This window comes from Bauldia sp., from assembly GCF_965232525.1.
In the GTDB taxonomy this organism is placed as follows: domain Bacteria; phylum Pseudomonadota; class Alphaproteobacteria; order Rhizobiales; family Kaistiaceae; genus Bauldia.
This window is the reverse complement of record NZ_OZ246980.1, coordinates 571,720-589,832: the sequence shown is the minus strand read 5'-3', so window position 1 is coordinate 589,832 and position 18,113 is coordinate 571,720. Positions and strand designations below refer to the sequence as shown.

The 18,113-nt window shown below is 64.5% G+C and carries 20 protein-coding genes; 14 read left to right on the top strand and 6 right to left on the bottom strand.

Going from position 1 to position 18,113, the window contains the following annotated elements:
• Positions 1–241 precede the first annotated feature (241 nt).
• Positions 242–1,216 (top strand): complex I NDUFA9 subunit family protein, encoded by a 975-nt coding sequence (locus ACO076_RS02755; RefSeq protein ID WP_421725206.1) that lies wholly within the window; start codon positions 242–244, stop codon positions 1,214–1,216.
• Here the strand turns inward: ACO076_RS02755 and ACO076_RS02750 are convergent.
• Together ACO076_RS02750 and ACO076_RS02745 are read right to left on the bottom strand one after the other, a co-directional pair.
• On the bottom strand, positions 1,195–2,457 hold the full coding sequence (locus ACO076_RS02750; protein WP_421725205.1) for an adenylate/guanylate cyclase domain-containing protein: 1,263 nt from the start codon (positions 2,455–2,457) through the stop codon (positions 1,195–1,197). The two genes, ACO076_RS02755 and ACO076_RS02750, sit on opposite strands and share 22 nt — an antisense overlap.
• 194 nt (positions 2,458–2,651) lie before the next feature.
• Positions 2,652–3,497, bottom strand: coding sequence for an undecaprenyl-diphosphate phosphatase (locus ACO076_RS02745; RefSeq protein WP_421725204.1), 846 nt, complete (start codon positions 3,495–3,497; stop codon positions 2,652–2,654).
• 116 nt (positions 3,498–3,613) lie between these two features.
• Here ACO076_RS02745 and ACO076_RS02740 point away from each other — a divergent pair, with 116 nt between their 5' ends.
• The 7 genes from ACO076_RS02740 to ACO076_RS02710 all read left to right on the top strand — a co-directional run bounded on the left by ACO076_RS02740 (position 3,614) and on the right by ACO076_RS02710 (position 11,192).
• The gene (locus tag ACO076_RS02740; RefSeq protein ID WP_421725203.1) at positions 3,614–4,306 is read left to right on the top strand and encodes a glutathione S-transferase family protein; all 693 of its coding nucleotides are present in this window, start codon (positions 3,614–3,616) and stop codon (positions 4,304–4,306) included.
• Positions 4,303–5,406: a tRNA epoxyqueuosine(34) reductase QueG gene (gene queG / locus ACO076_RS02735; RefSeq protein ID WP_421726658.1), complete on the top strand. Its 1,104-nt coding sequence runs from the start codon at positions 4,303–4,305 to the stop codon at positions 5,404–5,406. Before ACO076_RS02740 ends, queG begins: the two co-directional genes overlap by 4 nt.
• Complete coding sequence (locus ACO076_RS02730) at positions 5,393–5,776, top strand: hypothetical protein (protein ID WP_421725202.1); 384 nt, start codon at positions 5,393–5,395, stop codon at positions 5,774–5,776. Before queG ends, ACO076_RS02730 begins: the two co-directional genes overlap by 14 nt.
• Positions 5,777–5,780: 4 nt before the next feature.
• Positions 5,781–6,659 carry an SDR family oxidoreductase gene (locus ACO076_RS02725; RefSeq protein WP_421725201.1) on the top strand — a complete coding sequence of 293 codons (879 nt, stop codon included), beginning with the start codon at positions 5,781–5,783 and terminating at the stop codon, positions 6,657–6,659.
• Positions 6,660–6,784: 125 nt separating this feature from the next.
• A complete protein-coding gene (locus ACO076_RS02720) occupies positions 6,785–7,111 on the top strand; it encodes a GYD domain-containing protein (RefSeq protein ID WP_421725200.1) in 327 nt (108 codons plus the stop codon).
• A gap of 100 nt (positions 7,112–7,211) precedes the next feature.
• Positions 7,212–7,616, top strand: coding sequence for a DUF4259 domain-containing protein (locus tag ACO076_RS02715; protein ID WP_421725199.1), 405 nt, complete (start codon positions 7,212–7,214; stop codon positions 7,614–7,616).
• A 114-nt stretch (positions 7,617–7,730) separates the two neighbouring features.
• Positions 7,731–11,192, top strand: coding sequence for a beta strand repeat-containing protein (locus tag ACO076_RS02710; RefSeq protein ID WP_421725198.1), 3,462 nt, complete (start codon positions 7,731–7,733; stop codon positions 11,190–11,192).
• A 5-nt stretch (positions 11,193–11,197) separates the two neighbouring features.
• Here the strand turns inward: ACO076_RS02710 and ACO076_RS02705 are convergent, their stop codons facing one another.
• A complete protein-coding gene (locus tag ACO076_RS02705) occupies positions 11,198–11,410 on the bottom strand; it encodes a hypothetical protein (RefSeq protein WP_421725197.1) in 213 nt (70 codons plus the stop codon).
• A 96-nt stretch (positions 11,411–11,506) separates the two neighbouring features.
• Here ACO076_RS02705 and ACO076_RS02700 point away from each other — a divergent pair, with 96 nt between their 5' ends.
• Positions 11,507–12,385: a LysR family transcriptional regulator gene (locus tag ACO076_RS02700; RefSeq protein WP_421725196.1), complete on the top strand. Its 879-nt coding sequence runs from the start codon at positions 11,507–11,509 to the stop codon at positions 12,383–12,385.
• Here the strand turns inward: ACO076_RS02700 and ACO076_RS02695 are convergent.
• A complete protein-coding gene (locus tag ACO076_RS02695; protein ID WP_421725195.1) occupies positions 12,382–13,161 on the bottom strand; it encodes an alpha/beta hydrolase in 780 nt (259 codons plus the stop codon). The genes ACO076_RS02700 and ACO076_RS02695 overlap by 4 nt on opposite strands.
• Before the next feature lie 194 nt (positions 13,162–13,355).
• On the opposite strand from ACO076_RS02695, the gene infC reads away from it, so the two are divergent.
• The gene (gene infC / locus ACO076_RS02690) at positions 13,356–13,895 is read left to right on the top strand and encodes a translation initiation factor IF-3 (RefSeq protein ID WP_421726657.1); all 540 of its coding nucleotides are present in this window, start codon (positions 13,356–13,358) and stop codon (positions 13,893–13,895) included.
• 781 nt (positions 13,896–14,676) lie between these two features.
• The gene (locus tag ACO076_RS02685; protein ID WP_421725194.1) at positions 14,677–15,078 is read left to right on the top strand and encodes a hypothetical protein; all 402 of its coding nucleotides are present in this window, start codon (positions 14,677–14,679) and stop codon (positions 15,076–15,078) included.
• 33 nt (positions 15,079–15,111) lie between these two features.
• Here ACO076_RS02685 and ACO076_RS02680 read toward each other — a convergent pair whose 3' ends face one another.
• Both ACO076_RS02680 and ACO076_RS02675 read right to left on the bottom strand, forming a co-directional pair.
• Positions 15,112–15,630: a hypothetical protein gene (locus tag ACO076_RS02680; RefSeq protein WP_421725193.1), complete on the bottom strand. Its 519-nt coding sequence runs from the start codon at positions 15,628–15,630 to the stop codon at positions 15,112–15,114.
• Between the two features lie 87 nt (positions 15,631–15,717).
• The gene (locus tag ACO076_RS02675) at positions 15,718–16,125 is read right to left on the bottom strand and encodes a hypothetical protein (RefSeq protein WP_421725192.1); all 408 of its coding nucleotides are present in this window, start codon (positions 16,123–16,125) and stop codon (positions 15,718–15,720) included.
• Between the two features lie 272 nt (positions 16,126–16,397).
• Between ACO076_RS02675 and rpmI the strand changes: the two genes are divergently transcribed.
• The 3 genes from rpmI to ACO076_RS02660 all read left to right on the top strand — a co-directional run bounded on the left by rpmI (position 16,398) and on the right by ACO076_RS02660 (position 18,109).
• Complete coding sequence (gene rpmI / locus ACO076_RS02670; RefSeq protein ID WP_421725191.1) at positions 16,398–16,598, top strand: 50S ribosomal protein L35; 201 nt, start codon at positions 16,398–16,400, stop codon at positions 16,596–16,598.
• Positions 16,599–16,617: 19 nt separating this feature from the next.
• Entirely contained in the window at positions 16,618–16,974 is a 357-nt protein-coding gene (gene rplT / locus ACO076_RS02665; protein WP_421725190.1) for a 50S ribosomal protein L20, read from the top strand.
• 79 nt (positions 16,975–17,053) lie between these two features.
• Positions 17,054–18,109 (top strand): Rieske 2Fe-2S domain-containing protein, encoded by a 1,056-nt coding sequence (locus ACO076_RS02660; protein ID WP_421725189.1) that lies wholly within the window; start codon positions 17,054–17,056, stop codon positions 18,107–18,109.
• Positions 18,110–18,113: the final 4 nt, after the last annotated feature.

Sequence of the window (18,113 nt, the reverse complement as noted above, 5' to 3'; positions counted from 1 at the left end):
CTCCGGCACGAACCGACACGGTCGTCGGGGAAGCGCGCGCCAAATCGTGAGGGTTCCGCAGGACCCATGGATCGATCACACGCGCAAGAGCAACATTATGCTGAGGATCGTTCAATCGGAACCGATCGTGGCCGCGCCATGATGGTCTCTTGCCTGCGTGGGGCGCGGCTGATACGGCAGGCTGACCACGGTCGCAGTGCGCAAATCGCTCGCGGACCGTTACTTCGGAGACACTATCGGAATGTCCATCACGGTTGCCGACAAAGGGCTTGTCACGGTGTTTGGCGGCTCGGGCTTCGTCGGCCGACATACGGTCCGGGCGCTGCTCAAGCGCGGCTGGCGGGTTCGCGCGGCGGTGCGCCGTCCCGATCTGGCCGGCTTCCTCCAACCACTCGGCATGGTCGGCTGGGTCCAGCCGGTGCAGGCTAACCTCCGCCATCCCTGGTCGGTGGCGCGGGCCGTCGAAGGCGCCGATGCCGTCGTCAATCTGGTGGCGATCCTCGCCGAGACGAGGTCCCAGACCTTCGAGGCTGTTCATGTCGACGGCGCGCGCGCCGTCGTGGAAGCCGCGCGCGACGCCGGCCTCGATAGAATCACGCACATTTCCGCGATTGGCGCCGATCCGGATGCCCCTTCGGACTATGCCCGAACCAAGGCAGCCGGCGAGGCGGTAGTTCTCGAGACACTGCCGCAGTCGGTGATCATGCGGCCGTCGATCATTTTCGGGCCGGAAGATCAGTTCTTCAATCGCTTCGCGGCCATGGCCAGGATATCGCCGTTCCTGCCGCTGGTCGGCGGCGGCCATACGCGCTTCCAGCCGGTCTTCGTCGGTGATGTTGCCGCGGCCATCGCGGATGCGGTCGAGGGTAGGGCCGCGGCCGGGACCACATACGAACTCGGCGGGCCCGAGGTTGAATCCTTCCGCGACTGCATGGAAATCATGTTGAAGGAGATCAACCGTCGCCGGTTGCTGCTGCCCTTGCCATGGGGGATCGCCCGGTTCATGGGCGGTATCTTCCAGAACCTGCCGGGGCGCTTGCTGACGGTCGATCAGCTCAAGCAGTTGCGGCGTGACAACGTCGTGTCCGATGCGGCGGTCTCGGAAGGCCGGTCGTTCGAAGCTCTGGGGATCGAGCCCACCAGCCTCGCGGCGATCTTGCCGACGTATCTTTGGCAATACCGGCGCCAGGGCGCCTACGAACGCCGGGCCGCCTGACGCTCCCTCTGGGAATCGACGCTGGACCGCTCGAGGAGCCCATAAACCCTCATCGGTTCGTCGCGCCCGCGGATCGGCTGAAGTCCGAGGTCTTTCATGCGCGAACGCATGGCCTGACCCTCCGGTACGGCGACCGCCGCGTCGTACACTGCACCGCTGATCAGCAGGCGGTAAGGCAACGTCCGTGTGAGGGTCTCCATTCGACTGGCGGTGTTGACAACATCCCCCAGGATGGCCGGTTCCAGCCGTTCCTCGGCGCCGACATTGCCGAGGACGACATCGCCCATGTGAATGCCGATACCGATCTCCACCGGCGGTTGCTCGCCCCGCTCTTGGGTCAGAGCCCAGGTGCGGTCAATCATGGCGACAGCACAGGCCACCGCGCTCGCCGCGTCGTCCTGCTCCAACTCCAGCCGGCCGAAAGTGACCATCACGCCGTCGCCCAGGAACTTTTCGACCGTTCCGCCGTAGTCGAAGGCGCAATCGGTGAAGAGGTGGTCGTAGGCCCGCAAGAGATCGATCGTTTCCTCGGGCGCCAGATCCATGGCGCGCCGCGTGAAACCGACAATGTCGACGAAAACCACGACCACCGTCTTGATCTGAGGGGTCTCGAAGGGCCTGTCATCACCGGCAAGGGAATCGGCGATCTCCGTCGGGATGTATCGCCTCAAGTTAGCGCGCTGACGTTCGACAACCGCGCGTTGGGCCACCAGTCCGCGCAGCCGGGCAACAATCAATGCGATCGCGCAGGCTGACACCAGAAACAACGTAATCTCAACGAGAGTTCGACCGAGGCCGACGACGTCCGGGTCGATAACCGCGAACGGAGGCGTGATGACGCTGCGGGGATCGCCCAGTGTATCAGGCAACGCGATAACATAGATCATCAGTGCGAACCAAAAGACGCTGGCGCACACACCGGCCCATAGCACTAGGATTGGCCGGAAGGAAAATCCATAGAAAATCAGGAAGAGGATAAGCAGAGGCTGGACGTCAATCTTATTGAGCGTTTGAAGAGCAATCGCTCGCTCGCCCAGAAAAGGTGGTTGAAAAAGTATAAATACAACAAATGCAAATTCGATAAAGGCAGAGACATAGGAGATCCAAACAGATTTTTCATATCGACTTCGAAGATAGTATTGTACAACCGATATAGAGACATATCCCGCGACTGCCCCGATCCAGTACAATTGCCGAACGGGTTGGATGAAAGCAAAAAGGGCGATGAGCAGTACCGTCATGACCAATAGCCGGCCGGCGGTGGCGACTTTCAGTCCGAACAGCTCTTCGCGCAGAAACGCCGCTCTGAGCCCCGCATCGGGCTTCGGTGGGCCTCGCCAAAGATCGGAGAATGCTGCCATCGATCACTCCACCGACCACCGCTAGCCGGCCCGCTTCGCGGGAGAATGACGCTTTCGCGTCTTGATGGCCTCCGTCACACCGTCGGCGACCAACCGATACCGTAGATGAGTGCCAAGAGCAGCAACCCAAGTACGATCCGATAAATGACAAAGGGCGTATATGTCGAGCGCCGAAGCCAGCGCATCATCAGGGCGATGGCGATGAGCGCGAATGCGAAAGCCAGCGCCCCGCCAAGCGCCGCGTCCGCCGTCAGGCGCGCGTCGCCGGCGCGATAGAGATCGTATCCGCCGAGCAGCCCCGCTGCGGCAATTGTCGGAATTGCCAGCAACAGCGCGAAGCGGGCTGAGAGCGGCCGGTCGAAACCAAGAAATCGCCCGGCGGTCATGCAGATGCCCGCGCGGCTGACACCGGGGATGATGGCCAGGCACTGCAAAAGGCCGACGACGATGGCGTCGCGGTAGGTCAGCGTCGCGGGTGTTTCCTTTACCGTCTCGCGGCGATCGGCAGCCCATAGCAGGATCCCGAACAGAAGCGTCGTCCACGCGATGATCTCGGTCGCGCGGAGGAGATCGGTCACCAGGTCCTTGGCAGCGAAGCCGACGACGACGATCGGGATCGTGGCAACAACGACCTGCGCCAGCAGCCGGAACCGGGGTCCGCCGCGGCCGGTGACGCCGTCGATGAGGCCGCCGATCATTTCGGCCACGTCGCGCCAGAAATAAAGGACAACGGCGGCGAGCGTCCCGACGTGCAGCGCGATATCGAACGCCAGCATGTCGGCGGCGCTTCCCTCGGCAGCGGGCAGGCCGAGAGCGACCAGAAGATCACGCCCGAGGATAAGGTGAGCCGACGAGCTGATCGGCAGGAATTCGGTGATTCCCTGAACGGCCGCGAGGAATAGAATCAAGCTCAGCGGCATCCCGGGATCCCTTTCAGGCCATGCGCCGAATCGCCTTGTTCCGGCCGCAGGCCGCCTCTATACCCGAACCCGATTCGCGTGAAGGTATCGTGTAGCGCCGCTCGACCTCTCCCTCCATGCCCGAACTCTATCATCATCCCCTCTCCGCCGGTTCGCGCTTCGTCCGTCTCGTTCTGGCGGAATATGGCGAGACCGTTGATTTGACGGAAATCGTTCCGTGGGAGCGTGACGAAGGCCTACTGGTCCTCAATCCGGCCGGAACCGTACCGGTACTGGTCGATGAAACCGACGGCCCGGTCGTCGGCGCCGCCGTGATCGGCGAGTATCTGTCAGAGACCCGGGGTGCCCGGATCGGCGAAAATTCGTTGATGCCATCGGAGCCGGCGGAGCGCGCCGAGGTTCGGCGGCTGGTGTCGTGGTTTCTCGACAAGCTCAACGACGAGGTCGTCGACTATCTGCTCACCGAGAAGGTCTTCAAGCGCCATGCGCCCGCGACAAACGGTGGCAGCGCGCCGGACGCCGCCGCGATTCGCGCCGCGCGCGGCAATATCCGCTATCATCTGAGCTATGTTGGTTATCTCGTCGCCCGGCGGGATTGTCTGGCCGGGCGCGGCTTGAGTTTCGCCGACCTGGCGGCGGCGGCGGCGTTGTCATGCGCGGATTATCTTGGCGAGGTGCCATGGGAGGAGGACGCGACGGCGAAGGAATGGTACGCCCGCATCAAGTCGCGGCCGAGCTTCCGCTCCATTCTCGCCGACACCGTGCGCGGCAACCCGCCGGTGACCCACTACGCCGATCTCGACTTCTGAAGGCGCGGCTGGTCGCGGACGCCAAGGACGCCGGGTTCGATGTCGTCGGTGTCGCGCGTCCTGATGCGGTGCCGGAGGCGGCGTCGCGCCTGCGTCGGTTCCTCTTCGACGGCTTCCACGGGACGATGGCGTGGATGGTGACCACCGAAGAACGGCGCGCCCGGCCGAGAACGTTGTGGCCGGCAGCCCGCAGCGTCATCATGCTCGGCCTCAATTACGGGCCGGATACCGATCCTCTTGAAACCCTTGGGAAAAAGGATCGCGGCACGATCTCGGTCTACGCCCGCAACCGCGACTATCACGATCTGATCAAGGGCCGGCTCAAGCAGGTCGCCGGACGCTTCGCCGCTCATTCCGGTGCCGACGTCAAGGTCTTCGTCGATACGGCACCGCTGATGGAGAAGCCGCTGGCCGCGGCCGCGGGGATCGGCTGGCAGGGCAAACACACCAATCTGGTCAGCCGGGACTTCGGGTCCTGGCTGTTCCTTGGGGCGATCCTGACCGACCTGGAGCTGCCGGCGGACGAGCCGGAAACCGACCACTGCGGGTCCTGTCGCGCCTGCCTCGACATCTGTCCCACCGATGCGTTCCCGGCGCCCTATCGGCTCGATGCGCGTCGGTGCATCTCGTACCTGACCATCGAGCATAAGGGCCCAATTCCAAAGGCGTTTCGCGAAGCGATCGGTAACCGGATCTATGGCTGTGACGATTGTCTCGCGGTGTGTCCATGGAACAAATACGCCCGGACCACCCGCGAGGCGAAGCTCAAGGCCCGGGAAGACCTTGAAAATCCAGCGCTTTCCGACCTGGCCCAGCTCGACGACGCCGGCTTCCGCGCCCGCTTCTCCGGTTCGCCGATCAAGCGCATCGGCCGCGACCGCTTCCTCCGTAACGTTCTGATCGCGCTTGGAAATTCCGGAGACACCAGCGCCGCGAAGCTGGTCGCTACCCATCTCGACGATCCTTCGAATTTGGTGCGGGGCGCGGCTGTCTGGGCGCTAGCGCGGCTCGATCCGGAGCGGGCAGGAATCGAGCGAAACGCCCGTTTGGCGGGCGAAACCGACCCATCGGTCAGGGAGGAATGGCATGCCCTCGGATGAACGCGACGCCCCCGCGACGCCGCCCGACGCCCCCGTCGACACCGCCGCGACACCGGGCGACGGGGGCCGCGACACCCCGGCGACACCCGGTGTCGGGCGCGACGTCCGGATCAAGCCGCCGACCGCCCGGCACGCCGAGGCGGTCGGGGCGAAAGCGGTCGGCGCCGGCTCGCTCGGAGCGGGTTCCATCGGTGCCCTCGCGCTCGGAGCCCTGGCGGTGGGGGCGCTGGCGATCGGTGCCCTTGCCATCGGCCGGCTGGCGGTCGGCCGGCTGACCGCGCGGGAGGCCCACATCGACCGGCTGCGGATCGACACCCTCGAAATCGGCGAAGTGAAGCGGGTCGCGCGAAAACGCAACCGACGGTCCTGACCCGGTGCGCCTGTTCGTCTTCGGCCTCGGCTACAGCGCAACCACATTCGCCAAGGCGATCGTCGACAAGGCCGAGTCGATCGGCGGCACGGTGCGCACGCCCGAGAAGGCCGCGCGCCTTCGGGCGGCCGGGATCGACGCGCTGGTTTTCGATGGAACCGAGCCGGGGCCGGGCGTCACGGAAGCGGTCGGGCAGGCGACCCATCTGGTGATCTCGATCGCGCCGGGGGAGGCCGGCGACCCGGTGCTCGCCCACTATGCCGATGCCATCGCTGCAGCACCGAAGCTGGAATGGATCGGCTACCTGTCGACCGTCGGCATCTACGGCGGCCACGACGGAGAATGGGTCGACGAAGACACCCCGCCGCGACCGCGCCCGGGCCGTTCGGCCAATCGGCTGGCGGCCGAACAGGCGTGGACCGATCTGGCCGATGCCAAGGGGTGCCCGCTCGGCGTCTTCCGGATCGCGGGCATCTACGGTCCCGGCCGCAACGCCTTCGTCAACCTCGCTGCCGGCAAGGCGCGGCGAGTGGTCAAGCCCGGCCAGGTGTTCAACCGCATCCACGTTGCCGATATCGCGGGGACTCTGGTGGCGGCGGCATCGGCCCAGGCGCCGGGCATCTACAACCTCGCCGACGACGAGCCTGCGCCGCCGCAGGACGTGGTCGCCTTCGCCGCCGATCTGATGGGTGTGGCGCCGCCGCCGGAAGTGCCGTTCGCCGAGGCTGACCTCACGCCGATGGCGCGGTCCTTCTACGGCGACAACAAGCGGGTCGCCAATCGCCGGATCAAGGAGGACCTCGGCGTCCGCCTCGCCTACCCGACCTACCGCGACGGCCTGACGGCGCTGTGGCGCGACGGGACGTGGCGGCGGCCGGACTAGGGGCGAGCGCGGCAAGCGGCGGTGCCGACATCAAGGTGTTAAGCTTGTTGGGTCACATCTTGGCGATCGTCGCCCGTCCCGGCCATTAGTCGGGATGCAGCAGGACCGTAAAGGGAGAGAGCGTCATGCCGATCTTTATTCAAACCGGCAAAATGAGCGAGCAATTCGTCCATGAGCTATCCGAGGATCCGGAGAACCGCTTCAAGGCGGTGAGTGACGTGATGGCGGCGGCGGGCGCGACGCTCAAGGAGTACTACTTCACCACCGGCGAGACCGACTGGCTGATGATCATCGAAGCCGACGATCTGGACGCGGTCGCGGCTGCGTCGCTGGTGGCGCTCGGCGCCAACGGCGCTGCCAGCGTCAGCACCTGCCAGGCCTGGACGGCGGCCGAGTTCAAGGCTGTTGCGGCCAAGGCCGGCGAGATCGCCAGCAAATACCGCCAGCCTTGATGAAAAGGGCCTGGCGCCGTCGGCCTTGATGTCCGGCATGATGGACAACCGACGAAGCCAAAGGGTGTGGAGCTGACAAATGGGTGCCTAGGGCGTCGGCGTGTTCGAGAACGACGATGCACTGGACTGGATGCTCGATCTTGAGCTAATGGGCGCATCGGCCGTCACGAGCGCCTTCGATACGGTTCTGGCATATGCGGAATCGGGCACTATCGAAGCAGCGGATGCCGCCGTGGCATTAGCGGCTGCGGCCGTCGTGGCGGCATCGGTGGGAGCCGGCACGATGCCGACTCTGACCCCCGATCTCGTGGCGGACGTGGACACGCGTTTCGAAGAGATCGCGGGGCTTCCTGATGTCCGACAGGAGGCTCTGGACGCCGTTGAACGCATCATCGGCAATCCGGATCGATCAGAATTGCTTCAGCTTTGGTCGGATGCCGCACCGGAGGACAGCGTCGCCTTCGGGGACCGTGTCGATATGCTGGTTCGGAAACTAGAGCGTTAGCCCTCTGATAGTCTCGATCCCGAGGCTGTATAATCGTGCGCGGCCAGCAATCTTTGCGCGTGCTCAACTCTTCTCGCTGAAGAAGCGGAGAACAAAGAGAATAGGGAGTTTGAAATGCTGCCTGCCCCGTTTGATTTGACCAGTTTTGCCTTCACGACCGGCCCCGACGATGTCGACGCCCAGGGGAACGAGATCCTGCTAGGCGTTCCCTTAGGTCCGCTGACCGCCCTGTTCAACACCGGCACGGTCAAGGCGCGCAACGGCACCGACGCCATCGCCGGATTCCTGGCGATCGCGGTGGATCCGTCCGTCGCCGCGTTCGACGCCATCGGGTTCGACAACAGCGGCATCCTCAAGACGGGAAAAGACGATGACGATGTCAGCGGCGAACTCGAGGTATGGCTGTCGGGCGCCGCGTCGGACATCGTCCTCAAGGGGATCGACGTCGACGGAAACGATGCGCTGATCGACACCGGCCGCGGCCGGGACGCGATCGAAGGCAAGGTGTCGATTATCGTCATCGCTGATGGCGGGCTGACCGAAGACGGGGTGACATCGACCGGGATCAACCTGCAACCGGGCGCGCGCATCCTGACCGGTGACGCCAAGGACGTGATCCGCGGCGTGTCGCGCGACTCGGGCACACCGGGGGGCGCGACCTTCAACGTCCTGCACACCGGCATCAGCGCGGTTGATGGGGCACTCCTCGACACCGGCAAGGGCAACGACCGGATCACGGGCAAGGTCGTCTCCGACGCGTTGGCGTCGGACAGCCGAGGCATGCTCCTGTCGGACGCCACCATCAAGACCGGGGCCGGCCAAGACAAGATCAACGCAATCGTCGAAGGGGCTATCGGCGAAGGCTCTTCTCTCGAAGCTATGCTGGTCGACTCAGGCTCCCGGGTCCGCACCGGCGGTGACGACGATACGATCGAGGGCGTGCTGAACCTGACCACGACCGGATTCGGCGGTTCCACTCTGTTCGCTCGGGCCGTTCGGGTGAACGAGGGCTCTTCGCTGCGCACCGGCAAAGGCGACGATCTTCTCAAGGCCAAGTTAAAGCTGAAAACCGAAGCCCCGTGGGACGCTATCACCAACCTCCGCGCGCTGGGGATCGGCAACGACGCATCGGTGCTGACCGGCGACGGCAACGACACAGTGAAAGGGATCCTCCGGCAAGTCACCGCCGACGGCGTTTTCGCCGGCACCGCGATCGAGATCGTTACCGGCGCCCGGCTGGAGACCGGCGCGGGCGACGATCGTGTGATCGCCCAGGCGACCGGTTCGATCGCAGACGGGGTGGTGAGTTCTCTGGGCATGGATGTTGGCGGAGGCGCGCTCCTGAAGACCGGGAGTGGCGCCGATCGGGTCGAAGGGCGCACCGCCTTCGCGGCGACACAACCGGAAGGCCTGGGCGGGACTGGTAGAGCGGTAGGCATGGAAGTCGACGGGGGATCCCGGCTGTCGACCGGGCGCGACGACGATCGTATCACCGGCGTTGCCGACCTCGCGCTCGTTGTCCCTGGAACCAGCTCCTTTTTCAGATATGAGGTCATCGGCATCAAGATCGAGAACCAGGGCAAGCTGTCCGCCGGCGACGGCGCCGACGGCGTTTCCGGCACCGCCGATCTGGTCTTGGACCTGGGGACGACCGGCGATCTCGGAACACCTCAGCGTGTCATCGGGATCGACATCCAGGACGCCTCGAAACTCAAGACGTCGACCGGTGAGGACACGGTCACGGGTACGGCGAACGTCACCGTCAAGGCCGACGCCGGGCGGACCTTCTCCGAGGACGTCGCGCACGTCGCCGGCATTCAGGTGCTCGACGGCTCCCTCCTCGAGACCGGCGGGAAAGCGGACAAGCTGGTCGGCAGGGCGATCGTCTCGGCCGACGCCGGTAGTGTTGTGGCCGCCGGCATCAAGGTTGAGGATAGTGTCCTCGACACCGGCGGTGGCAACGACAAGTTGATCGGCATCGTCGACGCATCTGGTGCCGCGCTCGATCCCGTGGACGGTCTGCACTTCGACTTTGGTTCGTTGGTTCGGACCGGTGGCGGTGATGACACGATCGAGGGAACGGTCACCGTGTCCCCTGGGGTCGGGTCCGGCGTGTTCGTCGCGCTGGTACGGGCGGTTCAGGTAGACACCGGTGCTTCCCTCCGCACCGGGAACGGCGATGACACTCTCAACGCCAAGTCCAAGCTGACAGCCGGAGCCCCTTGGGACACTAACATAGAGGTGGATGGACTGCAGGTCGACCAATTCGCATCCCTGCTGACCGGCGACGGCAACGACACCGTGAAAGGAGTCACCAAACAAGCCGTTGCCGAGGGCCGCGTTGCTGGCAGCGCGATCGAGATCGATGAAGACGCGCGGCTGGAGACGGGCGCGGGCGACGATCGCGTCGTCGCCAAGGCGGACGTTTCGACCGAAGATGGGACCATCGGCAGTCTCGAGGGCATTGAAATCGACGAGAGGTCGCTGCTGAAGACCGGGAGCGGTGGCGATCGGGTCGAAGCACGCATCGCCGCCGCGGTGACCCAAGGAGAGGGAGTGCTCGGCCCGGTGAGCAGCGTCGAAGTCGACGAGGGATCCCGGCTCTCGACCGGGAGCGGCGACGACCGCATTATCGCCGATGCCGACTTTGAGCTCGTTGTCCCCGGAATCGGCAGTTCCTTTGACCCGTTTGTTGCCGGCATCGAGGTCGACGACAAGAGTAAGCTTGCCAGCGGCGCCGGCGCCGACGACGTTTCCGGCACTGTCGACGTGCTGCTGGATCTGGGCGCGACCGGGGATCTCGGGACGCCTCAGCTATCCTGGGGGATCTCGGTCACGGACTCGTCGACCTTCAAGACCTCGACCGGCGGGGACAAGGTCAAGGGCAAGGCGGACGTTACCGTCAAGGCCGAGCCCGGGCGGATTTTCTCCGAGGACGTAGCCCACGCCGCCGGCATTCAGGTGCTGGGCGGCTCCGTCCTCGACACCGGTGACCACGCCGACAAGCTGGTCGGCAGGGCGATCGTCTCGGCCGACGCCGGCAATGTCATGGCCGCCGGCATCCAATCCGACGCGACCTCGACGATCCTCACCGGTCGCGGCGGCGATACGATCAAGGCCAAGGGCAAGGCCACAGGCGACAACGCCATCGCCTACGGCATACGCGACGGCTTGATCAAGACGGGGCGCGGCGATGACTCGGTTCAGGCCACCGGCAACGCCGACGGCACCGGCTCGATAGTCGGCTTCGGCATCGCCGGTGCAACGATCCGCCTCGGCAAGGGCGACGACACCATCGTCGCCAACGGCACCACCGCGGGCATCAGCGACGCGGAACTATTCGGTGGCGGCGGCAAGGATGTCTTCGACATCGGCAGCGGCACCGGCCTGATCGATGGCGGCAACAAGAAGGATCAACTGATCCTCGACGGGGACTTCGGCGACTATGTCTTCTCGGCGGGCGGTGGCGGCGGCATCGAGATCAGCGACGGCGGCGCGACCGATCTCGATGTGTTCAACGTCGAGGAGTTCATCCTCAACGGCGTCTCCTTCACCGACGCCGACCTGCTGCCGTAGGCCTGCTACCGTGCCGCCTCGGGGCAGCAATCGGCGGCGGTCACGGCCGTGACGGGTTTCGGCGCCGCGCGCGACGACTGTCCCGTGAGGCGATGGACGAGCCGCGCCAGCCAATCCCACAGGGCGAGGCCGGCGACGCAGTCCGGGTGAATGGTGTCGCCTTTGTTTCGCTGGCGTTGCAGCAGATGAGCCGTGGCGATCCCATATGTGTCAATCATAAAAAACGCTCCTCTGGCGTCCGATGCCCGTTTCGCCTAGGTAAGGAGCAGGTGGACGTCTATTGAAGACGCAATTGTGGAACCGGCATTTCAGAAATGAAAAGCACCGTGGATTGGGATTCGCTGCGCCTGTTTCTGGCGGTGGCACGCGCGGGAGGTCTGAGCGGCAGTGCCCGCGAAACCGGGATCAGCCCGCCGACCCTCGGCCGGCGGATGGCCGAGCTCGAGGAGCGGCTGCAGGTCAAGCTCTTCGAGCGCAAACAAACCGGCTACACGCTGACCGAAGCCGGCCACACGCTCTGTGTGTACGCCCACGAGATGGAGGTCACCGCCGGCAGCATCGAGCGCTGGTACTCCGAATGCGCGCCGCGGCGGACGGTCCGCATTTCGGCCGGGGTTTGGACGAGCCGGTTCCTCACCACCCACATCGACACGCTGTGGTCGGCGACCGAGCCGTTCGCCATCGACTTCGTCACCCTGCAGCGGCGGGTCGACATCGTGCGCCGCCAGGCCGACATTGGCCTGCGCAACCAGGCGCCGTCGACGCCGGGGCTCGCCAGCCGCCGGCTGCACGATATCGCCTTCGCCGTCTACCGCGCCCGATCGGCCACCGCGAACCACCTGCCGTGGATCGCCACCGACACGATCGGCGACGCGGGCATCACGCCCTCGGCCCAATGGACGCGGGAGCACCATCAGGACGAGGTGACGCTGACCACCACGGATGTTCGCGCCGTGCTTGATCTGGTGCGCGCCGGGGCCGGGCAGGCGGTGCTTCCCTGCTTCGTCGGCGATGCGGACTTGGGACTGATCCGCATCGGCGATCCGATCGAGGCGCTGCGCGGCGGCCGCTGGCTGGTCCTCAACGATCGGGCCCGGCACGATCCGCTGGTGCGTACGATCATCGATCGGATCGTCGCGCTGCTCGCCGAACACCGGGGCCTGTTCGAGGGAAAGGCGCCCGTGGCGGCTTAGCTCTCGGCGATGATGTCGGCGATCGCCGCCTCGATCCGCTCGATGTCCTCGGGTCGCGACAGGCGATGGTCGCCGTCCTTGATGAGGGTCAGCACCACGTCGTCGCTGGCAAGCCGCGAGACCAGGTCGGTGGCGTGCTGCCAGGGGACGTCGGTGTCCTGGACTCCCTGGACGATATGGACGGGGCAACCGGTTTCGATCAGCCGGTCGCCGAAGAGGTGTTTGTCGCCGTCCTCGATCAGGGCGCGGGTGATCAGGTAGCCTTCGTCGTCATAGTCGCTGGAGGCCTGGTGGGCGCCGGTCTCCATCAGGGCCGCGCGTTCCGCCTCGCTCATCCCTTCCCACATCAGCGTCCGGGTCATGTCGGTCGCCGGCGCGATCAGCACCAGACCAGCGAGCCGGCTGGCCTCGGCGCCGACGGCGTCGCGGTGGGCCTGGGCGAGCAGCAGGGCGAGCCAGCCGCCCATCGACGAGCCGACGACGATCTGCGGCCCGGTGGTTCGGTCGAAAACGCAGCGGGCCTCCTCCAGCCATCGGGAGATGGTGCCCTCGGCGAAGGTGCCGCCGGAGGCGCCATGGCCGGAATAGTCGAACCGGGTCATGGCCAGTCCGCGCCGGGCGGCAAAGGCATCGAGCGCTTCCGCCTTGGTGCCGGTCATGTCGGAGGCGAAGCCGCCGAGCCAGATGAGGCCCGGCGATTTTCCTGGCCGCGACAGGGTGGCGATCGTGCGGGCATCCGGCCCGACGGTGACGGTTTCGGCGACCGGCTGCGTCATGGCCGTGTCCCTTCCTTAAGGTTCGGCTGGTGATGACCGGCGACTCTGCTTATATGAGTCGGGCGAGCCGGGGAACATCGTGACAACCGAATTGGTTGACTTCCCGGAGGCTTTGCAGGAATCCTTTGCGGTCGGCTCCGCCAGCTTCAGGCTGGGGGCGGCCGGCATTGTTGTGACAAACGAGGAGACAGGCCATTCGCAGGCCCCATAGAGCACCACCCCCCGCCGCCAAGGAAGGGCCGCGGGTCAACAAAGAAATACGTGTCAGTCAGGTTCAGCTGATCGACGCCGAAGGCACTAATCTCGGTGCCGTTCCGATTGAACAAGCCATGGAGGCTGCGGCCGAGGCCGGACTCGATCTCGTCGAGATCGCGCCGAACTCGAGCCCGCCCGTGTGCAAGATACTCGACTACGGGCGTTACAAGTTCCAGGCCCAGAAGAAAGCCGCCGAAGCGCGCAAGAAGCAGAAGACGGTCGACATCAAGGAAATCAAGATGCGGCCGAATATCGACACCCATGACTATGAGGTGAAGATGCGCTCGGTCCGCCGCTTCTTCGAGGACGGCGACAAGGTCAAGGTGACGCTCCGCTTCCGCGGTCGCGAGATGGCCCACCAGGAACTGGGGGTCAGATTGCTCGACCGGGTGAAGGAGGAAACCGCCACCTTCGCCAAGGTCGAGGCCGAGCCGCGGCTCGAAGGCCGCCAGATGACCATGGTGCTGGCGCCGCGTTAGCGGCGTCGACATCGCTCGGTCTATCCGAGACATCCCTCAACACCTGTGCGTCCCCCGATCAGGTCGGGGGCAGGCTCTTCGAGGCTCGCTCCGCTCGCTCCTCAGGATGAGGAAGTTGGAGTTGCGATGACGAAGGCAAAAGAGAAGCGATATCCGCAAACAGCAACCAGTCTCGGAGACTACCCGGCCCCTCATGCTGAGGCGGCCGCGTAGCGGCCCTCGAAGCACGCACGGCATCGCCGTTGCGTTAAGACGCACACTGCGTCTTTCGAGGCTCGGGCATACACCCTCGCATCCCCGATCGGGTCGGGGACAGGCCCTCAGCATGAGGTTGTTGGCATGAGCCAAACGTGCCGGTCGGGCTCGATCGCACAGCACGCCCACCGCCCCTCTCCACCCTTGCGGGGGAGACGGCGGAGCTTGGGTCGCGAAGCGAGCCTTAGCGAAGCCAGAGGGGGGTGAGCCGGCAGCTTTCGCCCACGGCCAGACGCACAGCGATTCTGCGGCCACACCCCCCTCCCTGACCCTCCCCCGCAAGGGTAGAAGGAAACCCGTGTGGCCGTGATCGACAGCTCGATCGGCCACCGCCGAACACGGCTGCCCGCCGCCTCGCCAAACACCAAAACCACACTTTCGTAGACGAATCCTTCCGTGCGAGGAGAGAAGGGCGCTTGCAGGTGGCGAGGACTTCCGCAGAGGAATCCTTCGCTCGGGCCACCGGTCGGCGCGGTGTAAGATGTGCTGAGTTGAAACCGTCGCAGCGCGGAGGTGTCGGAAGCTCATGGACCGGCTCAGAATTCTCTGGAAGTTGTTCGCCAGCAACCGGACCGAGGTGACGCCCGAGGAAATCGCCTACTTTCGCAAGCATCCCGACGAAATCGACGAGCTGACGGTCAGGACCAACCTGCACCTTCTCTTTCTCATCGTCGGCATGGCGTTGGGGACGCTGCTGATCGCGTTCTCCAAGCTGATCAAGTTCGATCTGGTTTTCGGCTTCCTCGGCGCTGAGCTTCGCGAGTTCGTCGTCGACCTGATCTTCGAGATCGGGGTCGCGCTGGTCGGCGCGGGTGTCACCGCCTACCTGCTGGTGGTGCTACTGCGCGCCCAGCAAAGAAGCCTGCAGATATGGCGCAAGAACATTCGGCAGGCGATCGCGGACCCGGAGGGCAAACCGGACGATTAGTGGTTGGGGCGCCCCCCGAACCTCAGTCGCAGTCTACTGGCAGTCAAGCGCAAAGACGAAGGTCATCTGGTTGTCTTTTCCTCGTATGACCTCGAGCGTTCCTGTTGCGCCAGCATAGGCGCCCGTACCGCCAATGATCGCTTGCGGAGGCCTTTGAGCATTGCTGTGCATGGTGGTCAGGTCATCCACATTCACCGGGTCGCGATTGTCGACTCGTGTGAAAATATTGCCGTCCTCAAACAAGGTCACGGCCTCAGACGCTGTGACCGTCGGTTCGCCGGCGTCGTCGACTTCCTGAACGGTTACCGTCCACACCCGATCGGCAATGACGTTGCCGTCCTTGTCGACCAGGCGCCTGTGTCCAATGCGCCGATCGCCTATGCTTGGGCCGTCGTTGTCGAAATCGACGAAGTGCACCTCACGATGATCGTTCATGGACACAAGCGTAAGCTCGTCGCAGGCGCGGCCCTGAGCGAGACCGGTCTCGGTTGCTAAAGCGATGCCGACCGTGACCGAGAAAGTCAGACAGGCGGCGCTTCTAGCGATAGACATGATTGGTCTCCAAACGGCTTGTCGTCAGAAGGGAGGCGTTCAGTCCGCCATAGGGGCCGACGAGACGCATGACGGACAGACAGACCTCTACGGGCCGTCATAGCACGTTATGTTGCATTTGATCGTTTCGTGCTGGTTGGAGTTTGGTTTCCCGCCCCATCCACAACGCTGGACCAAGGTGGTTCCGTCATAGTGCCAGTCGTTGGATTTGTTCGCGTTGCAGGTCAGCTTAGCTGCAGCCGACGAGCACTTTGTCAAATCAGGTTCTTGCAATGGTTTCGTGTATTCTTTCTTGTCATCATCGTAACATTTTATGTTGAGATATATGTTCGTCGCATGGTGCACTTCGACGGTGGTGGCACCACAATAACCTTCTTCGTTTGTTTTTGACGAAAGCCAATGGCAGGTCGGTACGTTGTAGGTGTAGGAATTCTGGCTGACCGCGGGTGTTACGATACCCAATCCGACGGCCATTCCGAGGATAACAGCCTTCATGGTCTCACTCCGAGGTCGCCGCCTTTGCCCAAGGTGAGGGTGCGGCAGGCTGCGGAATGTGTCAACGGCTGGCCCTCCGCCCGAAGACGACCCCCTTGCCCTATGTCCTGAACCCGGACAAACCCTTGTATCCGCCCGCAACCGTCGCTATAAACCGCCGGTTCCGAGCCGCCCGGCCTGGTAGGGCATGCCGTGGCGGTTCGAGAAGCTCAGATTTTCACAATGATCGCGTGCTGTCGGGACGGTCCCGCGCGGCCCGCATGGAGAGCCAAATGCCCAAGATGAAGACCAAGGCTGGCGCCAAGAAGCGCTTCAAGCTGACGGCCACCGGTAAGGTGAAGGTTCAGCAGGCCGGCAAGCGGCACATGATGATCAAGCGCAGCAAGAAGTTCATCCGCAATGCGCGCGGCACCACGGTCCTGTCGGACCAGGATGCCCGGATCATCAAGCGTCACTATCTGCCCAACGGCTGACACTTATCGGAGAACCGTCATGTCACGCGTCAAACGCGGCGTCACCGGCCACGCCAAGCACAAAAAAGTCCTCGCCCGCGCCAAGGGCTATTATGGCCGGCGCAAGAACACCATACGCACCGCCAAGGCCGCGGTCGACAAGGCGGCGCAGTACGCCTATCGCGACCGCAAGAACCGCAAGCGGACGTTCCGGGCGCTATGGATCCAACGGATCAATGCCGCATCCCGCGCGCATGGGATGACCTATGGGCGATTTATCAACGGCCTCGGCAAGGCCGGGGTCGAAATCGATCGGAAAGTTCTCGCAGACCTCGCCGTCCGCGAGCCGGCCGCCTTCAAGGCTCTCGTCGAAAAAGCCCAGAACGCTCTCGCCTGAGAGGGCAGCCGGGCTTCCGCCGACAGTCTGACGGGGCGGGGTTTAAGCCGGGCGGCGCCATCCAGGACGGAAGTCGAACGTGCAAGGCCTCAAAGCGGAAATCCTCCGCGGATTCTGGTACATGGCGGTGCCGGGCGCCGAACTGAAGCCCGGCGGCATGACCCATCTGCGCATGCTGGACGAGCCGGTGCTTATCGGGCGCGGCAAGGACGGCAAGGTGTTCGCGTTGCGCGACATCTGCCCCCACCGCGGCGTGCCGCTCCACTATGGCAGCTTCGACGGTGAGGCGATCACCTGCTCGTATCACGCCTGGCGGTTCAACCGCGAAGGCGCCTGCGTCGAGGTGCCGTCGATGGTCGACGGCCAGCGGATCGACATGTCGAAGATCCGCTGCGGCGCCTATCCGTGTGTCGAGCAGCAGGGGATCGTCTGGGTCTATTTCGCGCACGGCGGCGAGGAACCGTCCGGAGCGACCGAGACACCGCCCAAGGTGCCGCTGTTCCCGGAAGACCAGGGGCCGGAAACCCATGTGAAGCTGATCTTCCCTTGCTCCATCGACCACACGACCTACGGGCTGATGGACCCGGCGCACGTTGCCTATGTGCACACCTCGCGCTGGTTCCGCGCCAAGACGCGGACGGTGAAGGAGAAGACCAAGGCGTTCGAGCCCTCGCCGCTCGGCTTCAAGATGGCCACCCATCAGGTGCCGGAGAGCCAGACCTTCTACAAGATCCTCGGCTCCAAGGTGATCGCCGACATCAGCTACGCGCTGCCGGCGATCCGCATCGAGGAATTGCACGGCGACAGGCACAACGTCGTCGGTCTGACGGCGCTGACGCCGATCACCGACGAGGAGACGGCGTTCCATCAGATGTTCTGGACGACGCTGCCGTGGGTGAAGCCGCTGCGGCCGCTGGTGCGGGCGATGTCGCGCAAGTTCCTCAACCAGGACCGGGACATCGCGGTTCAGCAGCGCGAAGGCCTGCAGGACGAACCGAAGCTGATGCTGATCAACGATGCCAACACGCAGGCGCGCTGGTGGATGCATCTGAAAGACGAGTGGGTGAACTCCAACAAGGAAGGCCGCCCCTTCGTCAATCCAGTGCAAGCCAAGACGCTGCGTTTCAAGAGCTAGAGCC

Excerpts from the sequence above, each read along its gene's own strand:
- ACO076_RS02755 (WP_421725206.1), top strand. The coding sequence starts at position 242 with ATGTCCATCACGGTTGCCGACAAAGGGCTTGTCACGGTGTTTGGCGGC.
- ACO076_RS02750 (WP_421725205.1), bottom strand. The coding sequence starts at position 2,457 with ATGACGGTACTGCTCATCGCCCTTTTTGCTTTCATCCAACCCGTTCGG.
- ACO076_RS02745 (WP_421725204.1), bottom strand. The coding sequence starts at position 3,497 with ATGCCGCTGAGCTTGATTCTATTCCTCGCGGCCGTTCAGGGAATCACC.
- ACO076_RS02740 (WP_421725203.1), top strand. The coding sequence starts at position 3,614 with ATGCCCGAACTCTATCATCATCCCCTCTCCGCCGGTTCGCGCTTCGTC.
- ACO076_RS02730 (WP_421725202.1), top strand. The coding sequence starts at position 5,393 with ATGCCCTCGGATGAACGCGACGCCCCCGCGACGCCGCCCGACGCCCCC.
- ACO076_RS02720 (WP_421725200.1), top strand. The coding sequence starts at position 6,785 with ATGCCGATCTTTATTCAAACCGGCAAAATGAGCGAGCAATTCGTCCAT.
- ACO076_RS02710 (WP_421725198.1), top strand. The coding sequence starts at position 7,731 with ATGCTGCCTGCCCCGTTTGATTTGACCAGTTTTGCCTTCACGACCGGC.
- ACO076_RS02705 (WP_421725197.1), bottom strand. The coding sequence starts at position 11,410 with ATGATTGACACATATGGGATCGCCACGGCTCATCTGCTGCAACGCCAG.
- ACO076_RS02700 (WP_421725196.1), top strand. The coding sequence starts at position 11,507 with ATGAAAAGCACCGTGGATTGGGATTCGCTGCGCCTGTTTCTGGCGGTG.
- ACO076_RS02695 (WP_421725195.1), bottom strand. The coding sequence starts at position 13,161 with ATGACGCAGCCGGTCGCCGAAACCGTCACCGTCGGGCCGGATGCCCGC.
- ACO076_RS02685 (WP_421725194.1), top strand. The coding sequence starts at position 14,677 with ATGGACCGGCTCAGAATTCTCTGGAAGTTGTTCGCCAGCAACCGGACC.
- ACO076_RS02680 (WP_421725193.1), bottom strand. The coding sequence starts at position 15,630 with ATGTCTATCGCTAGAAGCGCCGCCTGTCTGACTTTCTCGGTCACGGTC.
- ACO076_RS02675 (WP_421725192.1), bottom strand. The coding sequence starts at position 16,125 with ATGAAGGCTGTTATCCTCGGAATGGCCGTCGGATTGGGTATCGTAACA.
- rpmI (WP_421725191.1), top strand. The coding sequence starts at position 16,398 with ATGCCCAAGATGAAGACCAAGGCTGGCGCCAAGAAGCGCTTCAAGCTG.
- rplT (WP_421725190.1), top strand. The coding sequence starts at position 16,618 with ATGTCACGCGTCAAACGCGGCGTCACCGGCCACGCCAAGCACAAAAAA.